General features: G+C 46.8%; 11 protein-coding genes. 3 read left to right on the forward strand and 8 right to left on the reverse strand.

What is annotated here, in order from left to right:
- The 4 genes from QUB35_RS14805 to petB all read right to left on the reverse strand — a co-directional run.
- Positions 1–2,591 (reverse strand): DUF7948 domain-containing protein (locus tag QUB35_RS14805; protein WP_333142621.1); only part of this gene is annotated, 2,591 nt, incomplete at its 3' end.
- A 392-nt stretch (positions 2,592–2,983) separates the two neighbouring features.
- Complete coding sequence (locus tag QUB35_RS14810; protein WP_333142622.1) at positions 2,984–3,880, reverse strand: AraC family transcriptional regulator; 897 nt, start codon at positions 3,878–3,880, stop codon at positions 2,984–2,986.
- 393 nt (positions 3,881–4,273) lie between these two features.
- Positions 4,274–4,756 (reverse strand): cytochrome b6-f complex subunit IV, encoded by a 483-nt coding sequence (gene petD / locus QUB35_RS14815; RefSeq protein ID WP_333101767.1) that lies wholly within the window; start codon positions 4,754–4,756, stop codon positions 4,274–4,276.
- Between the two features lie 184 nt (positions 4,757–4,940).
- The gene (gene petB, locus QUB35_RS14820) at positions 4,941–5,609 is read right to left on the reverse strand and encodes a cytochrome b6 (protein ID WP_172190423.1); all 669 of its coding nucleotides are present in this window, start codon (positions 5,607–5,609) and stop codon (positions 4,941–4,943) included.
- 185 nt (positions 5,610–5,794) lie between these two features.
- Between petB and QUB35_RS14825 the strand changes: the two genes are divergently transcribed.
- Complete coding sequence (locus QUB35_RS14825) at positions 5,795–6,028, forward strand: hypothetical protein (RefSeq protein ID WP_333142623.1); 234 nt, start codon at positions 5,795–5,797, stop codon at positions 6,026–6,028.
- A 180-nt stretch (positions 6,029–6,208) separates the two neighbouring features.
- Here QUB35_RS14825 and QUB35_RS14830 read toward each other — a convergent pair whose 3' ends face one another.
- Both QUB35_RS14830 and QUB35_RS14835 read right to left on the reverse strand, forming a co-directional pair.
- On the reverse strand, positions 6,209–7,270 hold the full coding sequence (locus QUB35_RS14830; protein WP_333142624.1) for a calcium-binding protein: 1,062 nt from the start codon (positions 7,268–7,270) through the stop codon (positions 6,209–6,211).
- A 357-nt stretch (positions 7,271–7,627) separates the two neighbouring features.
- On the reverse strand, positions 7,628–14,671 hold the full coding sequence (locus tag QUB35_RS14835) for a S8 family serine peptidase (RefSeq protein ID WP_333142625.1): 7,044 nt from the start codon (positions 14,669–14,671) through the stop codon (positions 7,628–7,630).
- 276 nt (positions 14,672–14,947) lie between these two features.
- Here QUB35_RS14835 and QUB35_RS14840 point away from each other — a divergent pair, with 276 nt between their 5' ends.
- Positions 14,948–15,112 carry a hypothetical protein gene (locus tag QUB35_RS14840; protein WP_333142626.1) on the forward strand — a complete coding sequence of 55 codons (165 nt, stop codon included), beginning with the start codon at positions 14,948–14,950 and terminating at the stop codon, positions 15,110–15,112.
- 6 nt (positions 15,113–15,118) lie between these two features.
- On the opposite strand, the gene QUB35_RS14845 is transcribed toward QUB35_RS14840, so the two are convergent.
- The gene (locus QUB35_RS14845; RefSeq protein WP_333142627.1) at positions 15,119–16,015 is read right to left on the reverse strand and encodes an AraC family transcriptional regulator; all 897 of its coding nucleotides are present in this window, start codon (positions 16,013–16,015) and stop codon (positions 15,119–15,121) included.
- Entirely contained in the window at positions 15,987–16,166 is a 180-nt protein-coding gene (locus QUB35_RS14850) for a hypothetical protein (protein WP_333142628.1), read from the reverse strand. Before QUB35_RS14850 ends, QUB35_RS14845 begins: the two co-directional genes overlap by 29 nt.
- A 49-nt stretch (positions 16,167–16,215) precedes the next feature.
- Between QUB35_RS14850 and ctpA the strand changes: the two genes are divergently transcribed.
- Entirely contained in the window at positions 16,216–17,454 is a 1,239-nt protein-coding gene (gene ctpA, locus QUB35_RS14855) for a carboxyl-terminal processing protease CtpA (protein WP_333142629.1), read from the forward strand.
- Positions 17,455–17,503 lie beyond the last annotated feature (49 nt).

The raw sequence follows: 17,503 nt of genomic DNA on the forward strand, positions 1-17,503 counted from the left end.
GCCACAGTTTGAGCGACATTCCAATTATTCGCTGTAAAAGTAAGTGCGGTAATTGGTTGAATTTGACTGCCTGTAGCCACGTTAATCGTAACAGGTGCGATCGGTTGAGTATTTAATTTAACCGTATAACTTCCAGTTGCACCGTCTTCCGTCGCAGTCATGTTAGTCGGAGTAATACTAACGCCTGCGGTGTCATTATCAGTAATATTAGCATTGACGGTATTGCCAGCAGTGCCATTAACTGTAAAACTTGCAGTAGTCCCGTTATAATTAGCATCGGTACTGATAGCACTGTGGGCGATCGGGCCGCTGTGTGGCGAAGTTTCTGCTACTGCATCATCAACTGCACTGACTGTCACTGTTTGCGGTACAAACCAGTTAGTTGGAGTGAAACTAATGCCAGCAATCGGTTGAATTTGAGTGTCGGTATTAAGTGCGATCGCCACATTTGCAGTAGGCTGATTAGTGAGCACAACTGTATAAGTATCAGTCGTCCCACTTTCTGCCACATTAGTGCTGCCGCCCGACTCAACAATCTTCACCTGCGGCCCGCCAGGAATTATTTTAGTAATAAAAGCATCAGAAGCACCTCCCCCATTCGCCGCTTGCAAAGGATTCGCAGTAGGCAAATTAGTAGACGTAGTAGATCCCGCCACATAAACTGCACCCGAAGCATCCACCGCAATACCACTACCGTTGTCGTCGCCGCTGCCGCCAAGATAAGTAGAATCAACTAAGGCAGAACCCGACGCATTGATTTTTGTGACAAAAGCATCTTTCCCGCCGCCGCTAACACTTTGAATAGCATTCTTAGTCGGGAAATTAGTCGAAGTCGTATCCCCCGTCACATAAGCATTACCCGTACTGTCTACAGTAATGCGATGGCCGTTGTCATCTCCGCTGCCACCCAAATAAGTTGAAGAAATCGCATTGTTACCTAGAGGGCCTAACTTGATGACAAAAGCATCATTTGCACCACCTGCATAAGTCGCTTGAACTGCATTTTTAGTCGGAAACTCAGTTGAAGTGGTAATTCCGACAACATAGGCATTTCCAGCACTATCTACAGCGATATCAGCACCTTTATCTTCGCCAAAGCCACCTAAATAAGTGGAATAAGCACGCGCACCATTGCCGTCAAATTTAGCGACAAAACCATCATAACTACCTGCCAGGGCATTTTGAAAGCCTAAATCTCTCCCCGGCAAGTTAGTCGAATAAGTAAGACCGGTAATGTAGGCATTACCATTATTATCTATTGCAATGGCTTGAGCGTCCTCACGATCGCTACCGCCGAAATAAGTAGAATAAACTAAAGCACTACCAGTTGGATTAACTTTAGTAACAAACGCATCGCCACTTCCCCCTGCGTATAGAGGTTGGGAAGCATTGACAGTGGGGAAACCGCCGCCTGTCGGCCCGGGGCCGCCTGTCAGCCCGGTAACATAAGCATTGCCACTACTGTCAACAGCAATGCCATTGCCGAGGTCTCCTTGGATACCGTCTAAAAAAGTAGAATAAACTAGGGAATTCCCAGCAGCATTGAGTTTAGTTGCCGCAGCACTATAATTAACTGCTGTAGGTTGAAAAGCACCCGGTGTAGTTGGATAACCCGGATCGACTTGTCCGGTTAAATAAGCATTTCCTTGACTGTCTGCCGCAATCCCAAAACCGTATTCATTGCCAGTACCGCCGATATAAGTAGAGTAAACTAACGCAGTTCCTTCGGGGTTAATTTTAGTAACTAAGAAATCAGCTTGACCCCCTGGCGTAGTTTGGAATGCACCGGGAGTAGTCGTAAAATTGTTAAAAGTAGTTCCAATAATGTAAGCCGCACCTGTACTATCTACAGTCATGCGGTTGGCGTAGTCATTGCCGTTGCCGCTTATGCCATCGCCGCTGCCACCTAAGTAAGTCGAGTAAGCTAAAACCGGGTCAATAACTAGGGGTTGAGAGGGGTCAAAATATCCCAAACTAAAATTAACTTGACCGTTTCCTAATAAATTGTAAGCTGCGGGAACATTCACCCGCTGTCCGTTGATATCTTGATAAACTATCGGTGCGTTATCAATTAATTCGCCTAGCGGTGTCTCTAATATTAGTGCGCCGTCGTCACGCAACCGGATGTCATTAACACCGCTATAGTTCATTTTAATTTGACTCGGATCGGCAAAAGGTGCTACCAAAAACTCGCTTTTAAGTTGTCCTTCTGTGCCTTTGAAAACGCGGTCAATTCCTTGATAGACGTTTTGATAAACAACGCCGTTAAAAGTAGGCACATTAGTCTGCCATTGACTAGAATCTTCGCCTAAAAGAAAGTTAGCAACTCCCGGCAATTGTTCCAGCCCGGAAATTGTGGGATTCGGGTTGCTGTTGGCTAAGCTGCTGCGGACAACTGAAGAATTTGTGGCTTGCTTTCCCGGTTCATTAGGTGGCTGGAAAGCGACGAAAGAAATTTCGTTTGGAGTAAAAAAGATGCTGTGACCAGCACCTTTAACCTGGAATTTCACATTTGGGTCAGTTTGTCCAGCATTTGCAATAAAACTTAAGGGAATTTGACCGTAAGATGCCTGTTGATTTTGAGAGCTCATAGCTGGTACCCCTGGTTCATGTTATGCGAGTAAGTATATACAAGTACCAGCTCTGCTGTATAGTAAATTCTTGCGAAAAATTTACGAAAAATACAATTTTCTTGCGAAATTTCTCGGATTGTTGATAAAAAATTGTAACACGGGCTACGGACTCGGTTTTTGTAGCTGGTTTTCTGCATTTCCAACCAGATTCTGATCGTGTCGGGTCGATCGACCGCGATTAAAGGCTTAGGAAGGGTTTATAGGCTTTCTCGTTTCTATTAGAGATATTGGTGAACCCGCCCCTACAGGATTAATATAGATATAATTCCTGTAGGGGCTCCCCTCACCGACAATAATTGCCTAAAACCGACAATCTCATAAACCTGCCCCCACCCAACAACAAATCGCTGTTAAAGTTGAGCGCGATATTTCTTAGGAGTCAAACCGACGATTTTGCAGAAAGTCTTGCTAAAGTGACTTTGGTCGTGAAACCCGACTTGCTCCGAGATATATGTTATTGATAAATCTTGCCTTTTCAACAACTGTTTGGCTTTCTCAATCCGGCACTTGGTGACGTATTGATGGGGCGTGACTCCAATTGATTGTTTGAACAAACGACTGAAATAATAAGGACTAATCTGCACTAAGTTAGCCATTTCAGCTATGTGCAAATCTCGGTTTAGGTAGTCATTTATGTAGTTAATAACAATCTGCAATTTGACAGGATCGAGACCGCCTTCAAAATCTCGCCTATGCGGTTTTTGTGCACAATAGCGGTGCAGTATGTGCATTGAAAGCGCGTTTTTCAGTGCATCGACATAAAGAGTACCGTTTAATCCACCTGATTCGAGTTCGGTTTTGAGCGCCCAGCCAATGCCGAGAATCAAAGGATCGCTGATTTTCCAGTGCGGTATAATTTCAATGAGGTTTGAATTGGTCGATTCGCCAACTGTTTTGTCGAAGTCGGTAGGGTCGATCCCGATCGCGACAAATTCAGGATCTTCGACTGCACCTGACTGGAAATCAGTACCAGCACCACCAATGAAAATCTCTCCTCTTTGCCACGGTTCGCTACCGTAGTGTTTCCCGTTGAGTATTCCCTTTACTGTAACTGAATTGAGTATCAGCCCAATGTTGTGTTGTTGGAAACAGTGTTCGGGAGTTTCGTCTGCTGGCTGACGGTGATATTCGACGTGAATTCCCTCCCATTTTGTGCCCTGACTCGACAGGATTGAGGGAATCGGGAGAATCGATTTCATCGCGTCTGGCTGGGCAAAATCAAGAATTAAGGCTTTCTCTGAGGACATAGCTTGCACCTGGGGCAGTTGCTGTTATTCTAGAGCTCTGAAGTTCCCGCAGGTATACAAAATATACCCAGTCCGTTACATATTCTAGCTCTGTTTGTCAAGGTTCCGCAATAAAAATTAATGGAGTTTGACTCTAGGGCGGTGTAGAGTCGATCGATAGTCGGCTTTTTCATACCAGCCGTTGTGCCTACAATTAATTACTGATAATTCTTAACTTTTAGAGCGATAAATCCCACATCTAAAATCCCACATCTAAAATCTAAAATCCAAAATCACCAATCTAAAATCTAAAATCTAAAATCTAAAATCAAATGACGCCCGCTAAAGTTTCCCAGCAGTACAAAAGCACTTTACAGGAAACCCGCAGGCGTCAATATCAAGCAAACTTAAATCTTAGAAAAGACCCAGTGTGAAAGATTTGTCGATCGGGAAAATAGCACCAATACCCAACCACAGAGTGAACACAGTTCCCAAGAGGAAAACAGTAGTAGCAACAGGGCGGCGGAACGGATTTTGAAACTTGTTAACGCTTTCGATGAACGGAATCAAAATCAAGCCAACGGGAACACCAGCCATGCAAGCAATACCCAACAATTTGTTAGGCAAAACGCGCAGGAGTTGGAACACAGGCCACAAATACCATTCCGGCAGAATTTCCAGCGGAGTAGCAAAAGGATTAGCCGGTTCTCCAACCAAAGCCGGGTCTAGTACAGCCAAACCCACGCACAGAGAAATCGTTCCCATGATGACTATAGGGAAAACGTAGAGCAAGTCATTAGGCCAAGCTGGTTCGCCGTAATAGTTGTGACCCATGCCCTTAGCGAGCTTAGCGCGGAGCGCGGGATCGCTCAAATCTGGTTTTTTGATAATAGACATAGTGAGAGTGTTCTCCTTTTAGTTTTACCCGGGCCTGCCATTCCGCTGTATTCGTTAGTCTGAATCAGCGGGGCGATCGCAGGAAGTATTAGCCGTAAATAAATATCTTGAGCGATGAATTCTGAATTTTCAACTCACAATTCAGCGGGGGGGCAAAAAAAATACCGCCCCCACAACTCAAAATTTACAACGGGCCAGAGATACCTTGCTTGCGAATCATCAAGAAGTGAGCCAGCATGAACACTACAATCAGCCAAGGCAACACAAAAGTGTGCAAGCTGTAGTAGCGAGTCAAAGTGCCTTGACCGACGCTGACACCGCCACGCAGCAGTTCAACCATCAAAGAACCGACAAACGGGATGGCTTCGGGGACGCCGGAAACGATTTTAACTGCCCAGTAACCAATTTGATCCCAAGGCAGCGAATAGCCGGTCACGCCGAAAGAAACAGTGATGACTGCCAAGATTACTCCTGTCACCCAGGTTAATTCGCGGGGCTTTTTGAAGCCGCCTGTCAGATAAACCCGGAAGGTGTGCAAAATCATCATCAGTACCATCATGCTGGCAGACCAGCGGTGGATGGAGCGGATCAGCCAGCCGAAGTTGACTTCATTCATCAGGTATTGCACTGAAGAAAAAGCTTCTGCTACCGTCGGACGGTAATAGAAAGTCATGGCGAAGCCGGTGGCAAACTGGATCAGAAAGCAAACTAAAGTAATTCCGCCCAAGCAGTAGAAAATATTGACGTGGGGGGGTACATACTTTGTAGTGATGTCATCGGCGAGCGCCTGAATTTCCAGGCGTTCCTCAAACCACTGGTAGGTTTTTGAGTCGGTGATTTGTTTAGAAAACATGGAGCCAGAATTCCTAAAAGAATATTGCTGTGGTTGAGGTTCAGGGCAGCAGCCACAAGGTTTTTTGTCGCCCCGCGCCGAGCAGCTTGCTTTTACTAGCAAATGCCTGAGGCTATTTTTTAAATTTGGAGCTGACGAAAGGAACTCTATTGTGCGATCGCCTGCAAGCCCTGGGAAACTAAGCGGTGGCTTGTCCCTACTCGCTGGCGTTGCCCGATCGAATTCCAGACTGTGATAAAAAATGTAACATAATTGCCGTGCAATTTTCACGCACGCGATCGCTTTTTGGACACTTACAAGGCTTTTTTCGGAATCTCAACATCCGCCCAAGCTACTATGCGGGTAGGGCTGAGCTACAGCAAGCAGTCCGAGCCGGAAACAGGTTTGCCGCGAGAGGCCAAATTTCATCTCGATCGTAAAACTTTACCTTTTGGGCCCAAACGCCCTCATTGTCGATCGAGTAACCCGAACCGGCTCGATCGTACAATCGAATCTTGTTTTGTAGTCAGGACTGCAGTCTTTACTAACAAAATCTGCTGGCGGCAACCTGCGTATTTCCGTAAAAAAAGCCGGTGATTGCCCCCATCCGTAAAGTCCTATCACAATTGAAAAGAAAGCAAACTTTCCACAAAAACTGGCAGTATTGGCGAGAAAGGAGTGGGACGCGGCGGTATCGGGAAGGGAATTTCAGGAAGAGACGGGAAGGATGGAAAGTCTCGCGATGGCGGTGTAAACCCAGTCGAAACGATCGCGCAATCTGATAGACTCACATCTGTAACATTTTTAACGTCGGCGATTAAATCCGATCCGACAAATATCCGAGTTCCCCGTGTCATAGCGTCATCATAAGATTCAAATCGGTAAGAGAAGAAGTTAGAACCATTACGATCTTGTACGAAACCAACAACTTGAATTTTGTCGCCTTCGACCCGGTTAAAATCCTCAATAACGGCATGGCGACCTTCACCGCCATAGAAGAGGTAAGGGCGGGCATTTAATGAACCGAGAACAAATATGTCGGCTCCATTTTGCCCGATTAAATAATCGATTTGTTCTCCAGTTGATGAAAAGCTGTAACCCGATATGGTGTCATTACCCGGCCCGCCAATCAGGGTGTCGCTGCCTTCATTTCCCTCAAGCAAATCGTCTCCTGCATTGCCGTTAATGTAGTCATTATCTAAGTCACCTCTTAAAGTGTCGTTCCCACCTTCTCCCAACAGGCGATCGTTACCTTTGCCACCCATTAACAAGTCGTTGTTGAAGCTACCAAACAAGAGATCGTCTCCATCTCCTCCGATCGCCGTATCATTGCCTTGACCGCCGTAAAGACAGTCATTGCCAGCCCATCCCAAGATACTGTCGTTATTGTTTTCTCCTCTGATTAAATCCGCGCCTTCGCCACCCTCAAGAATATCATTCCCGGCACCTCCTTCAAGTTTGTCATCGCCTTCGCCACCGCTGAGACTGTCGTTACCAAAGTAGCCCAAAAGGCGATCGCTACCGACTCCACCTGCGAGACTATCATTTCCTTCTCCGCCATCTAAAGTGTCATTACCAGCCAAACCAAATAGAGTATCATTGCCTCCCAGCCCGCACAGGGAATCATCGCCAATTTCACCGGCTAGCAAATTATCGAGATTGTCACCGCATATAACTACCATACATTTGTCCTCCTGAAAACTATTTCACAACAGTCACTCTATTTTAGATTTTGGATTTTAGATTTTGGATTGTTCCCCTCCCCGCAATTTTAAATTTTGAAGTTTGGAGTTTGTAAGGACTTTAGTCCTGATATCAAATCTGTTAGCATCGGAATTATTCCTATCTCTCTTCTATTCATCTGCGTGAATCAGCGTCAATCCCTTGTCCGAGGCGGTTAATACATTCTCTTTTCTTAACCGCAGATTAGGGCAGATAAACACAGATTAACGCCGATAAATTAGAGCCATCCAGGTTGCATCATCCCTGATTTTTGAACGAATATTAGGGACACAGGATTTGCCGGTATCCCTAATATTTTAAATGAAATCAGCGATGGTAATTTGGTTAGCTGTCACACCATTGATAGCAGCTAAAATTTCGCCAGTTGCTGTCAAGGTGATTAAAGTTGCAGTGTTGCTAGGGATAATAGAGAGTTGCGAGAAACTTAAATTTTCAGCAAGTGCGAATAAGTCGATACCATCCGCAAAATCAAAAATGATATCGCTGCCAGAATTGGCTGAAATTAAGAAGCGATCGCTCCCATTTCCTCCTATCAAGCTGTCGTCGCCGTTGTCACCGCTGAGAAAATCAGATCCGTTACCGCCGAGGAGAATATCGCTAGCTTGACCGCCGTAAAGACTGTCATTGCCTTCACCTCCACTCAAGCTATCTTGACCGCGATTTCCAAATAGGATATCTTCGCCATTATTGCCGAACAAATTATCGCTTTCTTTGCCGCCGTAAACAGTGTCATCGCCGTCGCTACCGTCGAGGGAATCATTACCTTGATTGCCGTGTATCCAGTCGTTGCCGCCCAAACCGCTGAGAGTATCATTGCCACGTTGGCCGGCCATTGTATCGCTGCCGCTGTCGCCGGAGAGGCTGTCGTCGCCGTCAGTACCGATTAGATTGGAGTTAGCTGCGATCGCATCTATTTCTCCTTCAATCACCGCAACAGCAGGTGTATCGGGCAATGTCGTTTGTTGAATTTTGGTATCTAAGGCAGTACCAGTATTTTCGGCAATAACTTGGGCGATCGATTTCGTACCTGTACCGACTGCTTTTAAGTCTGCAGAGGTTGCGCCTAGGGCTACTTTTTGCACGCGGGCAACTTCTCGGTTAATTGAAGCTGTTGCAGTGTTGGATACAACTTGGTCAATGCGCTGATTTGCTTCGGCCATTACCTTAGCTGCATCGGGGGCAATTTGCAACAATTGCTGAGTGTTTAAATCCGAGTCAAATTGTTGCGCTGCTGTGACGGCGCGATCGACAATGGTTGCTAACTGGTTGGCATCGCTGAGATTGAGAGTTGTCCCCGATTGAATTTGTTGAACGATCGCACTTACAACTGCTTTTACGGCGTCGGTATTTTCCAGAATCGACGCACCGTCTATTAAAGCAGCAGCTTGGGTAATGACGTTTTGTACCTTGACCATTGCAGTCAAAGTTTCTACTCCACCCGCGATCGCGTTTTCGGTAGCTGCGATCGGATCTAAGCTAGTTATATCAACATTAGCGGGAATGGACAGAGAAGATTTGACGAGAGATTCGGCGCGATCGCTGTCAATTCCTTTGTCAATTAAATCTGCTACTAAACTGGTTAACAAGGTGACAACAGTAGCGTAAGGCGGGGCAGTGACAGGCGTTTCCAAAGGCAAACCCGTAGCAGTATCAATGCCGCCGAAAGCAACAATATTGCCTTCCTCTGGATCGAGTTCGCCATTTTGATTTTTGTCGAAAATGTTGGAGTCGAGATCGAGATCGAATTCCCCGTTATCCGCAGTAGTAGCAGAAGGTTCGCTAGCATCGAGTACCCCGTTCTTGTTAGCGTCGAAAAAGACTGTAGCGCCAGCGATATAACCGTCAATCACAAAACCGCCGAGGCCATAACTCTTGAACCGAATTACCTCGCTAACACTCGCGCCAGATTCATCAGTTCCCGTTACTTTCAGCCAATAATTGAACGATCCTGGACGAGTTGGGCCTAAATTAATCGTGCGAGTTGCGGAATTAAAAGTTAGCCAGGAAGGCAAAGGAATTTCCGGGAAACTTGAACCGGCAATTGGTTGGCGGTAGGAACCGCCATTGAGATCGGTTCTCCAGGTAAATGCAGATGAACTTAAATCGCTAGAATTTGCCAGGGCGATCGAATAATTAATGCTGTCACCCGCATCGGGATCGGTGTCAGTATTGGCAGCTAAAGTAAAGGTATTTCCCGCCTGAGAAAAACCCAGCGCCGCGCTTTGGGAAAACACCGAACGATTCACAACTGGCGGACGGTTGAAAGCCTTGCGAAGATTTAAACGTCCTCCCGTAGCAGTCCTTCCTGCAAGTGAAGGCAGCAGGTCAACATTTGACAGAAGAGAATTTTTCAGTTGAGTGACAGTCAGGGTCGGATCTTGAGCTAATAGCAGCGCCGCCGCACCTGCTACGTGGGGTGCAGCCATAGAAGTTCCGCTAAAAACATCGTAGTTATTACCAGGAACTGTGCTCAAAATGCTGCTTCCGGGCGCACCTAAGTCTACGGTAGTAGCTCCAAAATTGGAGGAACTCCACAAACCATCATTACGGTTGGTTGCCGCCACTGAAATGACATTGGGCAGATCGAAGTTAGCAGGGTAAAAGCGATTGCTGTCATTATTGTTCGCATCATTACCTGCTGCTGCGACGAAGATAATGCCAGCATCATTGGCATCTGCGATCGCATCATACCGAACATCTGTAAGCGGGTCGAAATCAGAAGGACGATAACCGCCAGCGCTGTAGTTGATTGCGTCCGCACCCTTATCAGTAGCGTAGCGGATGGCTCTGGCAGCATTAGCTACCGAACCTGTGCCACCCGCACCGATAAATTTCAAAGGCACGATCCTGACGGTGTGATTAATGCCTGTTATGCCAAGACTGTTATTGCCAACAGCACCGATGGTGCCGGCAACGTGACTGCCGTGGTCATTATCATCCATCGGATCGCTGTCGTTGTTAGCAAAGTCATAGCCGCGCACATCATCTGTGTAGCCGTTGCCATCATCATCAATACCATTGCCGGCAATTTCCCCGGAGTTAGTCCACATATTGGCAGCCAGGTCTTCGTGATTGTAGTCCACGCCACTGTCCACAACGGCGACGAGGACACTGCTGCTACCTGTTGCGGTGTCCCAAGCTTCCGGCGCATCAATATCGGCATCTGCTGTTCCGCCATCGGCTCCTGTATTATTCAAACCCCAAAGTTCGCTGAACAGGGTATCATCGGGCACTGCGTTGATAGATTCCAGATAGTTCAGTTGCACGGCTTCTATTCTGAAATCTGAAGCTAAGTTTCTCTGAATTTGCAACAAGTCTGCATCAGTCGCAAACTTGACGACTCGCCACCGATCTAATCGGCGAGGTGTTGAGCTTAACTGTTCGCTTCGGGGTACTAGATTTTCGATCTCGATCGCTCCATTAAACTGAAAAGCACTCTGGATTGCCTCGTTCCCTCGACCTTGTTTGAGTTTTACCAACAGTTCGCCCGGTTTATATGCGACGCCAGTTGCGCTATCTACCGGAAATCCTGTATTGTTGTCGGTTTCGCTGTCGCTATTGGTAACGCTAACATCGGCTGCGTTTAACCCAGAATAGTTGCTGTCATTGCTAACAGCAGGTGTCGTAACAATGCTGTAAGTTTTATTCCCGTCGGCTACAAGGTCATCAACACCTGTTACTGTTACCGTTTGCGGTGAATTCCAGTTAGTTGAATTGAAAGTAAGCGAGACTGGGGAAATGATTCCTTCTGTTGTATTGGAACTTGCTAAATCAATTTTGACATCAGCAGTTGGCGGACTATCTAGTTTGACGGTAAATGTTGCTTTGTCTCCCGATTCTGTAGTGGTTAATCCCGATGTCAAATTGACCGTAATCCCAGCCGATTTCGCCGGCGGCATGATGATTGGGGCTGGCGTCGGTGTAATTGGTGGTGTTGGCGGTGTTGGCGGTGTGGGTGATGTAATTGGCGGTGTGGGCGATGTAATTGGCGGTGTTGGTGTTGGCGGTGTTGGCGGTGTTGGCGATGTAATTGGCGGTGTTGGCGATGTAATTGGCGGTGTTGGCGATGTTGGCGGTGTTGGCGATGTTGGCGGTGTTGGCGATGTAATTGGCGGTGTTGGCGATGTAATTGGCGGTGTTGGCGATGTAATTGGCGGTGTTGGCGATGTAATTGGCGGTGTTGGCGATGTAATTGGCGTGTCATTGTCGGTAATGGCGACAGTGACAGCCCCGATCGCAATTCCGCTATATTTCGCGTCAGTAGTTGTTACCGCGTGATTGATTGTGCCTGTGTGAGTACCTTCTACAACTGTGTCATCCGTCGCAATCACAGTTACAGTTTGGGCAATATTCCAATTAGTGCTGTCGAAGCTAATGGGGGCGATCGCATTTATTTGATTCCCCCCCTCCAAGCTGACTGTTACCGGCGCTGTTGGCTGCGAATTTAGCTGAAGTGTATAAATTCCCGTTGCACCGCCTTCTGCTGCTGTGGTACTGGCGGGATTAACGGTAATGCCGGGAGTTTCGTTGTCGCTATTCGTAACGCTGACATCGGCAGCACTTAAATTGCTGTAATTGCTGTCTGTACTAACAGCCGCAGCGGTGACAATATTGTAAGTTTGATTGCCGTCAGCAATATTGTCTTCAACGCCACTAATAGTTACAGTTTGCGGCGCACTCCAATTGGCGGGAGTGAATGTCAGCGAGGGTGTAGAAACTGTTCCCTCGGCAACATTGGAACTGCTTAAGCCAACAGTCACGTTAGCAGTTGGTTGAGAGTTGAGTTGGACAGTAAATGTCGCTGTTCCTCCTGCTTCTGTTGTAATTAATCCACTATCGGGATTGACGGCAATTCCAGCAGTGTCGTCATTAGTAATAGTAGTTGTCGCACTAGCAGAACCAATTGTTGAGATGCCGCTGGGAAGACCACCATTAGGCAATGTCACGGGATTTGAGAGAGTGACAGTAATAGTTTCGTCTGGTTCAACGCTAGCATCACCTAATACATCTATGGTGACAGTTTTTGATGTTTCTCCCGATGCAAAATTAATAGTAGCATTGGTACTTGTTGCGCCCGAAGTAGCGCCGATATTGTAATCACTGCCGTTGGTTGCAGTTCCCCCTATTCCATAATCGACAGTCCCTGCTGAATCAGTACCGCCACTGCGACTAACAGTAAATATCAGCGGATTTGTGCCGGAGTTGCCTTCAGGAACAGTACCAGCGCTAGCAGCAACTGTGTAAATAATCGGATCGTTGGCTGGAATTGTGAGGGTAGTTTGAGGGATTGTACCTGCAAACCCTCCCGGACTCGTACCAAAACTCAAGACAACTGCTTCATCCATTTCTGCAAGGTTGTCTGGTTTGATAGTGACAGCTATATTTTGAGTCGAACTGCCACTACCTGCGGCAAAAGTGAGAGTATTAGTAGAAAGAGTATAATCCGAACCTTGAGTCGCTCGTGAGGTAGCAGGAGGAACGGGCAAGACAGTTGCGATCGGTACAATCAAGTCTGTAAATCGCAAACCGTCTTCGAGTGTCACAGGAATATTAACAGTCGCATCTGCGTCTCCTTCAAGACTGCTGTAGGCCGAATTACCAAAACTTGCTTTCAATAGCACATTCAACAGAATTGAAACTCTGTTACTGTTGGTATTTGCGACAGCAATATCTGGTCTGGTATCAGAGTTAAAATCTCCAACCGCGATCGCGCTCGGAGTGGTTCCCCCACTATTATAATTAAACGGCCCGTTAAACGTTCCTTGACCGGTTCCAGTTAAAATTGAAACATTATTAGAACCGGCGTTCACTACAGCTAAATCGGGTTGACCGTCAGCGTTGAAATCACCAACGGCAATATCATTAGGATCTGCCCCAACATTAAAGTTAGCAGGATTGCTAAAAGTGCCTTGACCTGTCCCTGATAAAATTGATACGTTCTGATTGCCTGCATTGGCTACAGCTAGATCGGATCTGCCGTCAGCGTTAAAATCTCCGACTGCGATCGCACTCGGACTTTGACCGACATTAATATTAGTCGGATTGCCAAAACTACCTTGACCATTTGCCGATAATATGGTAACACTATTAGAATTTCGGTTGGCCACGGCGAGATCGAGGAAATTGTCGCCGTTAAAATTTCCCGCAGCGATCGCGCTGGGACTTTGCCCAACATTCACAGTAACAGGAGTGGAAAAACCGCCTTGTCCCGTTCCCAAATAAATGCCAACATTGCCTTCAGGTACAAAACCATTGCCACTGGATTGAGTAATGGCAATATCGAGTAAATCATCAGCATTAAAATTGCCGACAGCGATCGCGCTAGGATTTTCTAGGGCAGTCAAAAATCCCGGACTGTTAAAGTTGCCATTACCAGATCCTAAAAAGATATAAATGCTGCTAAATTCCGAACCTTGTGCGGAAGTTATCGCTAAGTCGGAAAAGTTATCGCCGTTAAAATTGCCAACTGCGATCGCGGTCGGACCAAATACCGAAGTCAAATCAGTTCCAGAGTTAAATCCTCCTTGACCGTTTCCCAGTAAAATAGAAACCCTATTCGTGGTGGGGTTAGCAACAGCTAAATCTAAGAGGCCATCGGTATTGAAATCGCCAGCCGCAACAAAGGATGGACTGGTTCCCGCATTAAAATTATTAGGAGAACTAAACGTATTGAGAACGTGGCCGTAAGCTGCGATCGCTTCTGGCACAAATACAAGGCCAGCTTTAATTGTCCCCGCTGTTACTGTTAATTTCCAATCGCCGCCTTTTGCCGCACAACCTATTAAATTATCAGAAGCGGCAACATTGGCTCCTGTTATTTGACTCAGGTTTTTTACAAATTCTTTACCTATATTTCCTTTGGCAACATTGCACCCGTAGAGCAAAATTTCGGCATTTTGTGTCAGCCCGCCCGCCCATATCTTAACTGTTTTGACAAAATTGTCTGCGCTATCTCTCAAATTTTGCCAACTCAATTCCACGTTCCCCAGTTGCAAACAACCGGGCTTCCCGTGGGCAATAATGTGAATTACTGAAAATTTATTCCCCTGCAAAGCTTCGGCAATTTGTTCGATGCCGTTGCGGTTAGTTTCTAATTTAATTACTTCGGTTTCAGGGATAACGCCGTCGATTAATGTTTGACAGTCGGGGACGGCAGCATCGATAAATGCGATCGCTTTTGAGGAAAGCTGAGTCATTGACTTTAGGGAAACAGCCGTTGGGGCGATCCCTAAGTCTGGGATGTTTAAGTCTGGGATGTTATCGTTATTACAGTTTTCGGCACTGAGGGATTGGGGACTTGTGCCGGCAGGAAACTTGGTACCAATACTGAAAGTAGACATGATTAATTTACCTAGCTGATACTTCGGGTTTATGTGATGCGAGCAAGTCTACAAAAGCACCAGCTCTGCTGTATTGTAAATTCTTGCGGAAAAATTGCTAAAAATATAATTTTCTTGCGGAATTTATCCCTATTTGATGAAGAATTGTAACAGCGCCGGCGGGCAGGGGTTTTTTACGACAGAACTTACGCCTCAATAAGCTGTCGCGCATTTAAACTGTATATTCAGGGCGGGCGGGACGCCCAACCCCTACTCCCCACAAGACTTTAAATTTTTTTGACATACAATTTAAAGGCAGAACAGCTTACCAAAGAAACCGGGTTTTGTACCAAAATACACAGGTTTCCCGATCGGGCAAAAAACCCGGTTTCTGAATCCCCGCAAGCCCTAGGCGAAAATACTTTGCAACTACAAACTGCTTTTAATGTGACAGGGGCTTGAGTTTTGTTAAAGCCGATCGCGATATTGCTTAGGAGTCAAACCGACAATTTTGCAGAATGTCTTACTAAAGTGACTTTGGTCGTGAAATCCCACTTGCTGGGAGATATATTTTATTGATAACTTCGGTTTTTTCAACAACTGTTTTGCTTTTTCAATTCGGCACTGGGTCACGTACTGATGGGGCGTGACTCCAGTCGATTGTTTAAACATACGGCTGAAATGATAAGAACTAATGTTCACTAAATTAGCAAGTTCACTTAAGTGCAAATCTCGGTTTATGAATTCATTAATGTAGTGAATAACTAGCTGCAATTGACCGGGGTCAAGACCGCCTCCCACATCTCGCCGATTAGGTTTTTTCGCGCCATAGCGGTGCAGTATGTGCAGTGAAAGCGCGTTTTTCAGTGCATCGACATAAAGAGTACCGTTTAATCCGCCTGATTCCAGTTCGGTTTTGAGAGCCCAGGCAATTCCGTGAACCAACGGATCGCGGGTTTGCCATTGCGGTATAATTTCAATGGAATTTGAATTGATCGATTCGCCAACTGTATTGTCGAAGTCGGTAGGTTCAAGAGCGATCGCCATAAATTCATAGTCTGCGGCTGCAACTGACTGGAAATAAGTACCAGCAGCAGCGATGAACATCTGCCCACTTTGCCACGATTCGCTACCGCAGTTTTTCCCGTTCACTGTTCCTTTTAGTGTGGCTGAATTGAGCATCAAGCCAACCGTGTGCTGTTCGAGACAGTGTTCGGGACATTCGTTTGGCGGCTGAGAGTGATATTCGACATGAATTCCTTGCCACTTTGTGCCGTGACTCGACAGGATTGCGGGGCGCGGGAGAATCACTTTCATCCCGTCTGTCTTGGCAAAATCAAGAATTAAAGGTTTCTGTGGGGACATAACTGGCACCGACTGGACGAGTTGCTATTTTGTAGTTGACAACTCCTCGCCGTTCTACGGCGAGGATTCTTCTAAACATCCGAGTGCCTTCGGGACTGACCGTCGGGAAACAAATCTGAGTTAAATCTGCAACAGGGTTCCGAGCGTACAAACCTAAAATACATAAAATGTAATACTTACTGGTATTTTACAGAAAAATCATGCACAGACGAGTTTTCCAGATTGCTATTGTACTTTGCCTCCAAGTCGTCCTAGTTCTAGGTGGGTGGGCGCAGCCTGCGGCGGCGCTGACTCCTGAACAGCAGCTATTGAGCGAAGCTTGGCGAATTGTCAATCGCTCTTATGTGGACGACAGCTTCAACTCTCAAAACTGGTGGTCGATTCGCCAAAAAGCTGTCAAGCAACCGCTTAACGACAGACAGCAGACTTACACGGCGATTCAGGGGATGCTGGCCAATCTCGACGACCCCTTCACTCGACTGCTGAAACCCGAACAGTACCGCAGTTTGCAGGTCAACACTTCGGGAGAATTGACGGGTGTGGGGCTGCAAATTGCGATCGACCCCCAGACAAATACCCTGACAGTGGTGGCTCCTTTGGCCGGCTCACCGGCGGATAAAGCTGGCATCCAACCCCTCGATCGCATTCTGAAAATTGACGGCACTCCCACCTCAGAATTGAGCCTAGACGAGGCTGCAACTCGAATGCGCGGCCGCATCGGCACTCCTGTTACCCTCACCTTGGGGCGCGAGGGAAGGGACGTTGCTGAGGACATTGAGCTAGTGCGCGATCGCATTGCTCTGAATCCGGTTTACGCCGAATTGCAGTCGGCGTCGGAGAATTTGCCGGTGGGCTATATTCGCTTGAGTCAATTCAGCGCTAACGCCACTGAGGAAGTCGCTCACGCGATCGACCGCTTGGAAAAACAAGGAGCCGCCGCCTACATTCTCGACCTGCGGAACAACCCGGGCGGACTGTTGCAAGCAGGGATTGAAATTGCCCGCTTGTGGCTCGATTCCGGGACGATCGTCTACACGGTCAACAGACAAGGCATTCTCGGCAGTTTTGAAGCCTCTGGACAAGCCCTAACTAACGATCCGCTGATTGTTTTGGTGAACAAGGGAACTGCCAGTGCTAGCGAAATTTTGGCGGGTGCGCTGCAAGATAACGGCAGAGCTCAACTGGTAGGAGAAAAGACTTTTGGCAAAGGACTGATTCAGTCCCTGTTTGATTTGTCTGACGGTTCCGGGTTAGCCGTGACTGTTGCTAAGTACGAGACACCGAACCATAAAGATATTAACAAGCTGGGGATTGCGCCCGATCGCGTAGTGCCTTTGGAACCCATCGCGCGCGATCAAATCGGCACCGCAGCAGACTTGCAATATCAAGCTGCACTGCAACTACTGAAAGAAAAAACCGTGCTGGCAAAGTCAGTATAAGCCTGAGTTTAAAGTTTTGAGATTGCAATAGGTGACAATACGCAGGTCT

The organism is Microcoleus sp. B13-B6 (assembly GCF_036705405.1).
Lineage (GTDB): Bacteria > Cyanobacteriota > Cyanobacteriia > Cyanobacteriales > Microcoleaceae > Microcoleus.

Bases quoted from the DNA above. Each gene is read 5' to 3' on its own strand.
- petB (WP_172190423.1), bottom strand. From the start codon at position 5,609: ATGTTTTCTAAACAAATCACCGACTCAAAAACCTACCAGTGGTTTGAG.
- QUB35_RS14835 (WP_333142625.1), bottom strand. From the start codon at position 14,671: ATGTCTACTTTCAGTATTGGTACCAAGTTTCCTGCCGGCACAAGTCCC.
- QUB35_RS14845 (WP_333142627.1), bottom strand. From the start codon at position 16,015: ATGTCCCCACAGAAACCTTTAATTCTTGATTTTGCCAAGACAGACGGG.
- QUB35_RS14830 (WP_333142624.1), bottom strand. From the start codon at position 7,270: ATGGTAGTTATATGCGGTGACAATCTCGATAATTTGCTAGCCGGTGAA.
- QUB35_RS14810 (WP_333142622.1), bottom strand. From the start codon at position 3,880: ATGTCCTCAGAGAAAGCCTTAATTCTTGATTTTGCCCAGCCAGACGCG.
- petD (WP_333101767.1), bottom strand. From the start codon at position 4,756: ATGTCTATTATCAAAAAACCAGATTTGAGCGATCCCGCGCTCCGCGCT.
- ctpA (WP_333142629.1), top strand. From the start codon at position 16,216: ATGCACAGACGAGTTTTCCAGATTGCTATTGTACTTTGCCTCCAAGTC.